The sequence below is a fragment of the Hahella sp. CCB-MM4 genome, from assembly GCF_002260525.1.
Taxonomy (GTDB): Bacteria; Pseudomonadota; Gammaproteobacteria; order Pseudomonadales; family Oleiphilaceae; genus Hahella.
This window is the reverse complement of the sequence record NZ_MRYI01000002.1, coordinates 237061-249839: the sequence shown is the minus strand read 5'-3', so window position 1 is coordinate 249839 and position 12779 is coordinate 237061. Positions and strand designations below refer to the sequence as shown.

The window sequence follows — 12779 nt, the reverse complement described above, 5'->3', positions numbered from 1 at the left end:
CATAATGGCATTCTGCAAAGTGCGTGAATCTATGTTCGTAAAAACTATCACCACATACAAGCTAGCCAGGAGTACCGAATGGTTACATGTTATTTGAGATACGTGATTGACCCCTATAAGTCAAAAGAGTTTGAGCATTATGCCAAGCTATGGATTCCTCTGGTTAATAAGTTTGGAGGGCAGCATCACGGTTACTTTCTTCCCTCTGAAGGTGCAAATGACATTGCTCTGGCATTATTCACCTTTCCAAGCCTTGCGGCATATGAGCAGTACAGAAAAGATTCTTTCAATGATCCGGATTGTCTGGCGGCATTCAAGTACGCAGAGGAGACTCGATGTATTGTGAGCTATGAGCGCAGTTTCTTTATGCCGGTATTTGAGTAACGTCACCACTTATTCTGGTAAATCCCACGTTAAAACATTCCTGAATCGTACGCGCTGGCAAGTGTGTGATGTGGATGTCGGAGTCTGCGGAATTCTGGTTTGAAGTTCTCTGGGTTTACCGGGTGAAATATTGAATCGAAGGTCATAGTCCCCTGTGAATAGAGGGTTGCATGGAGGAAGCAGTGAGAAAGGTTCACTGCTTTTCCCCGGAAATGATTGCTGATTTCCGGGGCACGTGACCGAATCATCAGCAGCTCAAACTGTATCGTTTTCAGTGATCGCTCAATCAAAATAGTCTGTTTTTTTTACATATCCAGAACAAAGTTTGAACAGATTTCTTATAAATCAATAGCATATAAATTGGCCTGGTATTTGCTTATTTGCGCAGGGATTGAGCAGGACGCTTTATTAATAGCATTCGCGCTTATTGGAATAGACCTACTGCAGTTTAGAGGACTTATGAAATTCGCATTTATTGCCAGCCTTCCACTCGTACTTGGCGCAGCCTGCGCTCAAGCTATCCCGCTGACCTATGGAAGCGCTACCCACGACACTACCGCATGGCAGGAACTTGCGGACGCTCCTAATGGCGACCCGTTTGGCGTTTCATGGAGCACGGACAACGGTACCACTTGGGGCCGTGATGATCTGACCGTGGGCCAAACCGTTCAATTCAAATTCAGCGTTCACAAGCAGAACGTGGGTAATCACTATGCTGACCTTCTTAAAGGTTGGATTGACTGGGACCAGAATGGTGTTTTCGATGTAAGCGATGAAGTGGCTTACGGTGAACACAAACTGACTGATTATGAGCCCGTACTGGGATCATGGCAGACTCCTGCTGTCCCTGACTTCGCTTACTATTCGGACGAATACACTCTGACCGACGACCACATCGGTGACTTCTGGTTGCGTGCTATCGTGACCTGTACTCACTCCATTACCAATATGTACGGTGGCCTCTGGGGTGATCAGTGGACCTCTGAGTATACCGATAACTATGAAAACCTGATGACTCCTACCGGTCATTACTATCAGGGCGAAACCGAAGAGTGGAAAATCACTGTGCGTGCAGTGCCTGAGCCAGCATCACTGGCAATACTGGGTATGGGCCTGATAGGTCTGGTTGCCAGAAGCCGCTCTAGAAATAAGTAATTGCTTATTATCTTGATTCGGACTTGAGGGTAAGAGGTATCTGCCCTTAGGTCCGGATTCCCTCTCCAGCCGCTTCATCCTGGCGTCACTTCTATAAGCTGCTTCGTCTCTCCCAGCCCAAATCATGGGTTTTCAAGACTTCAACCTCTAGACGCCAAGAATATTCTAAAAGCGCAATCAGCCGCTTCCAGAGGGGATTCTCTGCTTTGAATTTACAGAGTAAAGCGAGAGTGGAATTACAGCGCAATTTTAGGTGTAACGCCTGAAGAGCTGTGCTCATAAGGCCGGAAATCCGAACCGCAGAATGAAGTGAAACGAAATGGCGCGCCCGAGAGGATTCGAACCTCTGACCTCTGCCTCCGGAGGGCAGCGCTCTATCCAGCTGAGCTACGGGCGCGTGTAGAAAGGTTTCTGTATCTTAAATTCTGGAGTCTTCCAACCAGGAATGCGTTGCATTCCGCCTACGCCCAACTGAGCTACGGGCGCGTAAAAATACAGGCCGCATAGTCTAATCATTCATTAGGGTTTTGGCTAGTCCAAAGCGATCTCCAAAATGAACTTTTTAATCAACTTATCTTGCTTGGTAACAAGAGGGTGCTTTCGGTTGCGCTAAAGGTGAGCGCAATTTAGTCATTAACAGCCTGTTTTTGGGATTTATTTCGGAAACATTTGGGCTAGTCCTGTATATATTTTGTAACCGGAAGGACTAGTCCGGTTTAGTAATATTACATAGTCTTACAAAACAAAACACTAAGTTTTGTTCTCTTTGAGCGCCTATTTATGGTGCATTCGAGGTTCTATATAGGGCATAGTCCTTTTAATGTGATAATTTGTAAGTTGTTAAAATATAATAAATTTTTAACAATTTCTTGCTATGTTGAAGTCGAGTTGGATAGAATTTTCGGCAATTCAACAGCACTGAAATCAGATCGTATTGCTGTGTTTTATAACGATAACAATGTTACCAAATGTAGTTTTATGTAAGTTTTGATGTGTTTGGTGGCATAAAGCTTGCTGAAACGGATCAAACGGGAGTTTTGAATCCCGCAGGGGTTCTCAATTCGGAGTCGATATCGATCGGCTTCGGTGTGTTTGTTTATAAATTCATGGAGAGATTGTTATGCGTATCAGCATTTTCGGGTTAGGTTACGTCGGTGCGGTCTGCGCCGCCTCTATGGCAGCCCGAGGTCATCAGGTGATTGGTGTTGACGTTTCTGAAGAAAAAGTTGCACTGATCAATAGCGGTAAATCCCCCATTGTAGAACCAGGTCTGGAAGAACTTCTTGCTAAAGGTGTTGCTGACAAGCTCGTGCGTGGCACGACAGATGTTCAGGACGCCATTCAGAACAGTGAAATTTCCATGATCTGTGTGGGCACCCCCAGCAGACGCAATGGGGATCTGGATTTACGCTACGTGGAATCTGTGTGCCGGGATATCGGAAGAGCCCTGCGTGGTAAGGAAGAGCGTCACACTATTGTGGTGCGTAGTACTGTGCTTCCAGGAACGGTTAAGAATACCGTTATTCCAATTCTGGAAGACTGCGCACAAAAAGAGGCCGGGAAGGACTTTGGTCTGGCGACCAACCCTGAATTCCTGCGCGAAAGTACCGCCATTCAGGATTATGACTATCCTCCAATGACGGTTCTTGGTGAGTATGACAAGGAATCCGGTGACCTGTTGCAGGAACTGTACAAGGACTTGCCGGCTCCGATCATCCGTAAGCCTGTGGAAGTGGCTGAGATGATCAAATATACCTGTAACGTATGGCACGCTACCAAGGTGACCTTTGCCAACGAGATCGGCAATATCGCCAAATCCCTGGGTGTTGATGGTCGTGATGTTATGGATGTTGTCTGCCGTGACAGCAAGCTGAATATCTCGAAATACTACATGCGTCCGGGGTTTGCGTTTGGTGGTTCCTGTCTGCCAAAAGACGTGCGTGCGCTAACCTATCGTGCATCGCAAATGGATGTTCGTCATCCTTTGCTGGCTTCGATCATGGATAGCAATGCCTATCAGGTAGCCAAGGCATTTGACCTTCTCCACTCCTATGGCAAGCGCAACATTCTGATGCTTGGTCTGAGCTTTAAGGCCGGTACAGATGACCTGCGTGAAAGTCCTCTGGTAGATCTTGCTGAGATGTTGATTGGTAAGGGTTATGGTTTGCAGATCTTTGACCGTAACGTTGAATACGCTCGTGTTCACGGTGCGAACAAAGAATATATCAACAGCCATATTCCTCATGTGTCTTCTTTGTTAACTTCTGATCTGAACGCTGCTCTTGAAAAAGCCGAAGTCGTGATCATCGGTAACTCCGATGAGATCTTCGAAAAGGCTCTCATGAACATGCCGGCAGACAAGAAAGTTCTAGATCTGGTCGGATTCATGAAGACCAAGACTGTGGACAATCTTGAAGGTATTTGCTGGTAAGGCATTCATCTAATCAGATAGCTGACGAGGTTGTTCAATGCAGCACGCTGCGCACTCGACGTTTCTCAGAGGACTGAGGAATGCCTCTGGCTGGCTGTTGTACCTTAGTGCACTGGGAGGGCTTGCCCTTCTGGTGCCTGAAGAGGTATTCGTTCCTGAGTCGAAACACTTTCTGCTGCTGATCGGAGCTGTGGGGATCTGGCGTTATGGAGTCGGTCTGACTCACTTCGTGCGCGGGATGATTTTTCTTTATCTTGTGTATCCCTACTACCGGCGAAAAGCAGCACGCCTTGGTGACACAGTTATTCCGTCCCACGTTTACCTTATGGTGACCAGTTTCAGGATCGATAGCCGGACAACGGCGATGGTCTATGATTCTGTGATCAAGGAGGCGATCCGGACCGGGTGGCCGACAACGGTGGTATGTTCCATTGTGGAAGTATCAGATGAAATGCTGATCCGCTCCCTATGGCAAAAGAACTCCCCGCCGGAACAGGTGAAGCTTAAGTTTGTACGCATTCCGGGAACCGGAAAGCGTGATGGTCTGGCTTATGGTTTCAGGGCAATCTCCCGTGATTTGCCGGATGACAACGCTATTGTGGCAGTGGTTGATGGCGACACCGTGCTTGCTCCGGGAGTCGTAACCACATCGGCACCGTACTTCAAGCTGTTTCCAAATATGGGAGCCCTGACGACTAACGAGTTCTGTGAAGTACAGGGTGGCTATGTTATGTCCGAGTGGCACAAGCTGCGGTTTGCCCAACGCCACATCAACATGTGTTCCATGGCGTTGTCCAATCGTGTGCTTACGCTCACAGGCAGAATGTCGGTATTTCGGGCTTCGGTGGTGACCTCTCCCTTATTTATTGAGGATGTGGAGCACGACCAGTTGAACCACTGGCGTTTGGGTACATTTAAGTTCCTGACCGGTGACGACAAGTCCAGTTGGTACAGCTTGATGCGGATGGGGTATGACACCTGGTATGTACCTGATGCTGTTATCAATACAGTGGAACATCCGCCCGATAAGAACTTTGTTCGCGCCAGTCGTAAGCTGATGTTTCGTTGGTATGGGAACAACCTGAGGCAGAACAGTCGGGCCGCCAAATTGGGAGCCTCGAAGCTGGGATTGTTTGCCTACTATGTGGTCTGGGATCAGCGCATCTCCATGTGGACCAGTATCCTGGGTTTGACCGCGGCATTTGTGGCAGCTGTCAAATTTTCGATTACTTATCTGCTGGTTTATCTGTTGTGGATCGGATTGACCCGGACGGTGCTGACATTCTTGTTGCTGGCGTCCGGACACAGTGTGGGACCGTTGTATCCTCTGATTCTGTATTACAACCAGATTTTCGGCTCGATCATGAAAATCTATGTGGTGTTCCGGTTGGACAAGCAAAGTTGGACGCGTCAAAACACCAAACTTCGAAAGGACTCGGGGTCATTTCATGGCTGGTTTAATCAGTGGTCTTCAAGAATGATGACTTTCTCTTCAGTCAGCATATTTCTGGCCATAGTTTTTGCGTTGGTTTGAAAGTCGGTTTTAACCAGGTATTCGCGAGACGTTCGGTACAGCAATCATAAAAAGAACAAATCATTAAAAGAACAGCTCAATATGACTCGTATTGGGAGTATGAGGCTATTTAGGGAACATGGCCGGATGATGGTATGGATGTTCCCGGAAATGAATAACCAAATTATAGGAAGTGATCATGAATACTGCAGAAAATGTTAACGTCGTACATGAATCCGAGGCGCAGCGGCAGTACGCCAGGGTAAGGATGCCCATCGTTCTTGAAATGTCAGTGGTGGAAGACAGCGTCACTAAGGTTAAGCGTTATATGGTGCACGATATCTCAGCAGGAGGTTTCGGTCTGCACTGTTCCAAGCAAGACTTTCAACAAGGCCAGCTTTATGAAGGTGTGCTGAAGATCAATATTGATGGTTTTACCCTTGGGCTGGATGCCTCTTTCCAGGCTCGTAACGTTCAATCGGGTAAATCCAGGATAGGGTTTGAATTTCAGAACGTCGGTCCGAAGGAAGTCTCCGCTCTTCGCTACCTTATCACCTCTTACTTGAGCGGTGAGCTGGTCACAGTGGGGGATATGCTGAATACGTTGTCACGGGAGAATTTCACCAAGGCACGTAAATCAGGAGGCGACAAGACAACTGCAGCAGCTCGTATGCGAGCTGTCGCCGGCAGTCTGGTGTTTTTCAGTGTTGGCTTGTTGGCCGCGGGCTTTGTGGCGAAGCAGTTGTATAAGACCTACCTCGCCACGACTTCCAACAGCGCGGTCATCATGGCGGAAACCTACGATATCAGCATGCCTCGAGACGGTTTGGTGAAGCCTTTGGTCAGTATCAATGCAGAGGTGAAGAAAGGGCAGCCAGTAGCCACTTTTGATGCCCCGATTCTCGATTTCCTGAAGTCTGAAATGGCAGATTCCATGGACGCTAATTCCCTCAAGGAAATGACGGATACCTATATCAAAGGAACGCTCACTAGCCCCTGTGATTGTGTGGTATTGCAAACTCCCGCGGCAGACGGCCAATTCCTGCCCAAAGGTTCATCCGTCATGATGCTGGGTGCCACTGATTCCAAGCCGTACGTGCTGGCCACATTTGATTTTTCCAAAGCGGAAGAGCTGGCGCCCGGTGAGCGGGTTGAAGTGGAAATTGTGGGCGACAGTAGTGTCTATCAGGGATCGATAGCTGAACTCAAAGTAGCTGCTAACGGCGGTGCGCCCGGTCAATCGGTTGAGGCCAGAATCGTGTTCGACGATCAGCCTGCGGCCACCCCTGTAGGACATCCTGTAAAGGTCACCAAGTCAGATCTGCCGTTGGGCTTTATGTCATCTGCCGCGGCGGATAACCGTCAGTAGCAGGATCACCAGAACATATCTGGTTGTGAAGAAGATGATGGTTTGACCCGACGGCAATGAATCAAAGATCAGGATGGATCTCATTATGAGAATGAAAGTAATTGTACCCGCTGCCTTGCTGATGCTGCAGATGGCTGGCTGTGGGACGCTGCCTGACTACGGCCTTGCCCGTCAGGCGGCACACAATGGCGATCCGGATCTGGCTATCAGGCACTTGGAGCCGTTAGCCGAGTTCGGTATGCCGGAGGCTCAGGTATTGCTCGGTGATCTCTACCGGGATCGGGACGATCTTCAGTCATTCAGTAAGACAGAGGCTTTATACATCAAGGCTGCTGAAGCTGGGTACGCCCGAGCCTATGGGCGTCTGGGCAAGCTTTATCTTGAGCGTCTGGAAGATGGAGACAAATCCTATTTGGAGAAAGCACGGGACAACCTGGAGCTGGCTCTGGAATCGGGTGATACCTCTGTCATTATTTCCCTGGCGGAATTGTTTCTGTCGTATCCGGAGTCCGCAGGGGATCGTGATGTTAAAGCTTTGATTCTCCAAGCCATGGACGAAGGCAATCTGGATGCAAACTATGCATTGGTCCGTTACTACCAGTTGCATGGCGAAGCTGATGACCGCAAGCAGGAAATCGCCGATCTGTGTCGTAAGGCGCTTCCGGAAGTGCCGGAATGCTACCTGGAAATGGCGGAAATCTACCAACAGCAGCCCGACCTGGGAGATGTGGATACGCTGTTGGAAAAGGTAAAGGAGCACTTCATCAGTGGGCGCCTGAATTCCGGCCGTGTATGGAAGATCGCGATGTGGCTGGCTGATCGGGATCGTCTGCATCCCCGGCCGGCAGAATCCATGCAGCTGTTGAAAATGATCGAAAAGGATTTCCCCCGAGCTCTTTATGGACAAGCTCGTCTGATGATGGATTTTCCTGTGCTTGGTTCCACCGACCAGTTACTGGAAGTGTTACAGCGTGGGCGCGAGGCAGGTCTGGCTGAAGCAGAGATGTTAACCGGTAAGTTGTACTACAGCGGAAAGTTGGTTCCGTTGGATGCGGTAAAAGCGGAAAAGCATCTTTTGACCGCCAGTAAGGAAATTGCAAGAGCACACTATTTCCTCGGCAATATTTATCAGAAAGGCTTTCTGGGCAAAGATGATCCCCGGCGAGCAGTTGATCATTTTCTGATTGCAGCCCGGGCCGGCACTCCATATGCAGATTACGCACTGGCGGAATACTTTTGGAAAGGCGTCGGAATCAAGCGTAACGCAGGATATGCGTACTCATTTGCCAAATTGGCGGTTGCCGAGGGATACACCCGGGCAGAAGCACTGCTGGAAGAAATTAAAGCTAGCGTCACCCCTGAGACGGTTGCCCTGGGAGATATTATCGCCCTCAGGGAACAGACTCAGCGGAATGAGCAAATGGTTGCTCTGGTTAGTGATCAAGAGGAAGGAAGTAATTAGACATGAAGGGTTTGCAGTTTTGTAGAGGATTCACTGTAGCGGGCATCTCCCTGCTTGCAGGAACCGTGGCCACCCTGAGCCTTCCTGCTTATGCGGAAGAAGGTGAATGGCCGCAATTCGATTCCAAGGTGTACGTCAATCCATTTTTTATCTCGGACGCTGATCGTGATCTTGGAACCCGCGAAGGTGGAGAGTCCAATGAGTTTGGTCTGATTCTCAAGCCACGGGTCAAGATGCAGTTTAACGAGCATTGGAGTGGGCTGTTTTATGGCCAGGCTTTCTATTCAACAGATACGGTTTTCATCGACTCCGAAGAAGGAGGAGACAGCTCTGACGGCTTTGTTGGTCTGAGGGAGCTGTGGCTGGATTGGAATGGACTGACCGACTATCCGGGAGAATCCATTCGCCTTGGACGGGAGCGTCTTCAGGATGAGGACGGAATCTGGATTGATTCTGATATTACGCTGCTGCGCTGGCTGTGGGATACCAGCTTGTTTGATGCCACCGTTGGTGTCGCCGAAAAGCTCGGCCGATTCCGTAGCGATGATTCGGATTTATCCGAGGACGAAGAGGATTTGCTGAGGTTTTTCGCGAAGGGACGGTGGCAGTACGCCCGAAATCACTATGCGGATATCCGTACGCTGCATACAGAAGGTCATGGTAAATCCGTCACTGATCCATCGTTGACCTGGGTCAACCTGGGTGTGGATAGCGGATACATGGACTATCAGGACCGGCGGACGTTCTCCTACTCAGTTGACCTGTTTGATGTGTTCGGGGATGAGGAAATCAACGGCAACAGGGAAAGCGTGAACGGTTGGGCGGCTGATCTGGGCCTAAGGTGGCGTCCCACCGGACTGAATGATCTGGCCCTGGGCGCGCACTATGCGTTGGCCCCCGGCGATGATGACTCGGGCTATCGACAGACTGGGCTGGAAAGTAACCGCTCGGCATTCACAGGGACGAGAGCCAAATTCCACCGCTTTAACGAAGCCTTGAGAGCATCGCTTTATAACATTGAGGTGATGACTGCATATGTGAGTTACAGCCGCCCCGAATGGGATCTCAGCCTGGTGTATAACCAGTTCCGCCTGGATGACCCTGCTGCAGGGGTGATGGTGGATGGACTGGCGATTCAGCCGACACGACTGGAAAAGGATCTGGGTAATGGTGTGGATCTGGTGGGAAGCTGGTACTGGTCGGAAGAAGCGCCCATGTTTGACCAGTTGGCATTGGATACATATCTGCGTTTGCGGTTATCTGCCTTCTTTCCGGGAGAGGCATATAACGAGGGTGATCTCGACGAGATGCGTGAACGCATTACATTTGATTGGGTAATGAATTTCTAGGAGCGGATGGGATGATCAGAACTGAATCTGCTGTCGTCGCAACACTTCCACGCATGGGCACCCGGTGGCATCCGGTTGTGCTTGCTGGAGCGTGCCTCCTTTGGCTGATACTGACTGGCATCTCCACCTCCAGCCTGGCGGCAGAGGATCCCGAACTTGAGGATGAAGGCGATACCGGTGACACCATTGAAGAGTCTGCAGACATGTCATCCTATGAGATGGATTATATTCCAGCAGATTCTCTGGACATGCCTGCCCCCACTTTGCCGCCTACGGATATTTATAACGAAGAGTGGGTAAGGCAGCGTCTTGCGGAAAGGGCTCATCAGGGAGCTCCGGAAGTGAAAGTCGAACGCATGTTCAAAAAGTTCACTTTGCGGGAGTTCACTGCAGGTAAACGTGCGATTGAATGGACCAAGCGACAGTTATCTCATCCCAAGGCCATTTTTGTGCGTTCGGGAACGGTAACGGCGAAAGATATTCTGGAGGCGGTAAACAACCCAGGATTTTTTGAAGAGGAATCGCCTGGCGTTTTTATTCTGCGTCTGCCTTTGGTGGTAGAGCGCACGGCAACTCTGGTTCTGGACGGCAGCGAGGTCAAAACCCTGAAGCTGTCTCAGGATCGGGGAGCCTTTATGGAAGTGCACGGAAAGATGTTCACTCTGGGGACTGAGATGATCGCCTGGAATGAAGAAGCGCAGACAAATGCAGCCTACAAATCTTCCAAGGAGTTTCGACCGTTCCTGACCACCTGGGGTGGCAGTGAGCTGTATATGGTGAAAACCCGTGTTCTCAGCTTTGGTTATAACCAGAGTAAATCCTATGGTATTACCGTTACTCACTACAGTGAAGACGAAAACTCGATACTGAAGCAGGGCGGCCCCCAAGCCTGGATCATGGACTCCGATTTTGAAGACATATATTACGGCTTCTATTGCTATGAGGCAGAAGGCCTCGTGGTTATCCGGAATACCTATCATCACAATGTGATCTACGGGATAGACCCTCATGACTATTCGTCCCATCTGCTCATTGCTGATAACGTGGTTTATGGAACGAAGAAGAAGCACGGCATCATTGTGTCACGCTCCGTCAATGACAGTTGGATCTTCAATAACAAGAGCTATGACAACGCCATCTCCGGTTTTGTTCTCGACCGCTCCAGTGAACGGAATGTGATTGCCAACAATCTTGCCTATCGCAACGGCGGTGATGGCTACACGGTTTATGAAAGTAACGACAACCTGTTCTGGTCCAATGTAGCGTTTGATAATCGTAAGCATGGTATGCGGGCGCGTAACAGCTCGGATATCCGGTTATACGGTAACAGGCTGTTCCGTAACGGCGGTTTCGGCATTCTCGGGCATGTGGCGGATCTATCCGAGACCGACCGGGATTTCGTGATGGATCCATACACGATGGACATGTCCCTTGTTATTCATGGCGGTCGTTATGCCATGAACGGTCGCGGTCCTTTCCATGCGGAGCACCCCAAATCAGTGGTGTTATACGATCTGGATATGCGATTCCCATCCGGTTCCATGGGACTGCAGCTTTATGGATTGTTTAAGCCATATCAAAGCACCTTGCTGGAGGCGCTGATAAGAGACGCCAAGGCGGTCAAGCTCCAGCAGTCAGAAGATTCCAATCCAATCGAATCAGGCACGGAGAGCTGAAGCGATGGTCTTTTCATCAAATGTGTTTCTATTTCTGTTCTTGCCGGTTTTTCTGGCGTTGTATTACCTCACGCCTTTCAAATGGAAGTCTCTGACGGTTCTGATTGGTAGCTATCTGTTTTATGCCTGGTGGCGGGTTGATTTTCTGCTGCTGTTTGTTGCCGTTACGGTCTGGAATTATTGGATAGGAATTCATATCGCCAACGCGGAAAGTGCTTCTTCCAGAGCCCGCCGTTGGGTAGGTATAGGTGTGGCAGGAAACCTCGTTACCCTGGGCTATTTCAAGTATGCCAATTTCGGAGTGGATAGCCTGAATGCTGTGATGACCAGTTTTGGTTTTCAGCCGTTTGAAATCATGCATGTCATTCTGCCGATCGGTATTTCTTTCTACATTTTCCAGGCTATCAGCTACATCGTGGATGTATACCGCGGAGACACGGAACCTACCCGGCGCTTTGTTGACTTTGCTGCGTTTATAGCACTATTTCCCCAGCTCATTGCCGGTCCTGTACTGCGTTATAAGGATCTGGCTGATCAGTTTGCTGAACGTACCCATACGATGGACAAGTTCTCTGAAGGGGCTGCCAGATTCATGCAGGGGTTTGTGAAGAAGGTCATTATCGCAGACACCATTGCACCTCTGGTTGATCATCTTTATGCCCTTGATAACCCCTCTGCAGCAGATGCCTGGTTGGGAAGTCTGGCTTATGCAGCCCAGCTCTATTTTGATTTCTCCGGATACAGCGATATGGCCATTGGGCTTGGCCTGATGATGGGATTCCGGTTTATTGAAAACTTCAATCAACCCTATATCAGCCAGAGTATCACTGAGTTCTGGCGCCGCTGGCACATCAGTCTATCCAGTTGGTTGCGGGATTACCTGTATATTCCCTTGGGCGGAAACCGCCACGGTACGTTCAACACATACCGAAACCTGTTTCTGACCATGCTGTTGGGAGGGTTGTGGCACGGTGCGAACTGGACGTTTGTCATCTGGGGTGCCTGGCACGGAGTGTGGCTGTCCATCGAGCGTGCATTGGGATGGGGACATGAAGGAAAGGTATTGAAGCCTGTACGCTGGGCATTCACCTTCTTCCTGGTGCTGTTGGGCTGGGTCATTTTCCGGGCCGCGAATGTCGAAGAGGCTGTGAAGGTATACAACGCCATGTTCTTCTCAGGCCAATGGCAATTCAGCGACCTGTATCTGGAATCAGTTAACAGTCTGCAGATTGCCACGCTGGCGATTGCTTACCTGCTTATTCTGATGCTGGGTTTCAAAGAGAAATTCGGGGCAGATATCGTCCGTACTTCCTGGGTCAGGCGTTATGCCGTCTCGGCAATACTGTTGCCGCTGTTTGCGCTGTCTATTCTCAAGCTTTCCGCGCAAAGCTACTCACCGTTTCTTTACTTTCAATTTTAGGGCAGACGAGGATTGAGCAT

Annotated in this window: 9 protein-coding genes and 1 tRNA gene; 9 read left to right on the top strand and 1 reads right to left on the bottom strand. The window is 49.6% G+C overall.

The window, feature by feature from the left end:
• Nucleotides 1-78: 78 nt before the first annotated feature.
• Together BTA51_RS04695 and BTA51_RS04690 are read left to right on the top strand one after the other, a co-directional pair.
• Nucleotides 79-384 carry an NIPSNAP family protein gene (locus BTA51_RS04695; RefSeq protein ID WP_094706261.1) on the top strand — a complete coding sequence of 102 codons (306 nt, stop codon included), beginning with the start codon at nucleotides 79-81 and terminating at the stop codon, nucleotides 382-384.
• Between the two features lie 459 nt (nucleotides 385-843).
• Nucleotides 844-1539 (top strand): GEVED domain-containing protein, encoded by a 696-nt coding sequence (locus BTA51_RS04690; RefSeq protein WP_094706717.1) that lies wholly within the window; start codon nucleotides 844-846, stop codon nucleotides 1537-1539.
• Between the two features lie 320 nt (nucleotides 1540-1859).
• On the opposite strand, the gene BTA51_RS04685 is transcribed toward BTA51_RS04690, so the two are convergent.
• Nucleotides 1860-1936, bottom strand: a tRNA-Arg gene (locus BTA51_RS04685).
• A 723-nt stretch (nucleotides 1937-2659) separates the two neighbouring features.
• Here BTA51_RS04685 and BTA51_RS04680 point away from each other — a divergent pair.
• From BTA51_RS04680 to BTA51_RS04650, 7 genes are all read left to right on the top strand, one after another.
• On the top strand, nucleotides 2660-3970 hold the full coding sequence (locus tag BTA51_RS04680; RefSeq protein WP_094706260.1) for a nucleotide sugar dehydrogenase: 1311 nt from the start codon (nucleotides 2660-2662) through the stop codon (nucleotides 3968-3970).
• A 37-nt stretch (nucleotides 3971-4007) separates the two neighbouring features.
• Nucleotides 4008-5504: a glycosyltransferase family 2 protein gene (locus tag BTA51_RS04675; protein ID WP_094706259.1), complete on the top strand. Its 1497-nt coding sequence runs from the start codon at nucleotides 4008-4010 to the stop codon at nucleotides 5502-5504.
• A 178-nt stretch (nucleotides 5505-5682) separates the two neighbouring features.
• Nucleotides 5683-6852: a PilZ domain-containing protein gene (locus BTA51_RS04670; protein WP_094706258.1), complete on the top strand. Its 1170-nt coding sequence runs from the start codon at nucleotides 5683-5685 to the stop codon at nucleotides 6850-6852.
• A gap of 85 nt (nucleotides 6853-6937) precedes the next feature.
• Entirely contained in the window at nucleotides 6938-8314 is a 1377-nt protein-coding gene (locus tag BTA51_RS04665; RefSeq protein ID WP_094706257.1) for an SEL1-like repeat protein, read from the top strand.
• Nucleotides 8315-8316: 2 nt separating this feature from the next.
• Nucleotides 8317-9663 (top strand): alginate export family protein, encoded by a 1347-nt coding sequence (locus tag BTA51_RS04660; RefSeq protein WP_094706256.1) that lies wholly within the window; start codon nucleotides 8317-8319, stop codon nucleotides 9661-9663.
• 11 nt (nucleotides 9664-9674) lie between these two features.
• Entirely contained in the window at nucleotides 9675-11339 is a 1665-nt protein-coding gene (locus BTA51_RS04655; protein WP_094706255.1) for a right-handed parallel beta-helix repeat-containing protein, read from the top strand.
• Nucleotides 11340-11343: 4 nt separating this feature from the next.
• On the top strand, nucleotides 11344-12759 hold the full coding sequence (locus BTA51_RS04650) for an MBOAT family protein (RefSeq protein ID WP_094706254.1): 1416 nt from the start codon (nucleotides 11344-11346) through the stop codon (nucleotides 12757-12759).
• Nucleotides 12760-12779 lie beyond the last annotated feature (20 nt).

Bases quoted from the DNA above. Each gene is read 5' to 3' on its own strand.
- BTA51_RS04695 (WP_094706261.1), top strand. From the start codon at position 79: ATGGTTACATGTTATTTGAGATACGTGATTGACCCCTATAAGTCAAAA.
- BTA51_RS04690 (WP_094706717.1), top strand. From the start codon at position 844: ATGAAATTCGCATTTATTGCCAGCCTTCCACTCGTACTTGGCGCAGCC.
- BTA51_RS04680 (WP_094706260.1), top strand. From the start codon at position 2,660: ATGCGTATCAGCATTTTCGGGTTAGGTTACGTCGGTGCGGTCTGCGCC.
- BTA51_RS04675 (WP_094706259.1), top strand. From the start codon at position 4,008: ATGCAGCACGCTGCGCACTCGACGTTTCTCAGAGGACTGAGGAATGCC.
- BTA51_RS04670 (WP_094706258.1), top strand. From the start codon at position 5,683: ATGAATACTGCAGAAAATGTTAACGTCGTACATGAATCCGAGGCGCAG.
- BTA51_RS04665 (WP_094706257.1), top strand. From the start codon at position 6,938: ATGAGAATGAAAGTAATTGTACCCGCTGCCTTGCTGATGCTGCAGATG.
- BTA51_RS04660 (WP_094706256.1), top strand. From the start codon at position 8,317: ATGAAGGGTTTGCAGTTTTGTAGAGGATTCACTGTAGCGGGCATCTCC.
- BTA51_RS04655 (WP_094706255.1), top strand. From the start codon at position 9,675: ATGATCAGAACTGAATCTGCTGTCGTCGCAACACTTCCACGCATGGGC.
- BTA51_RS04650 (WP_094706254.1), top strand. From the start codon at position 11,344: ATGGTCTTTTCATCAAATGTGTTTCTATTTCTGTTCTTGCCGGTTTTT.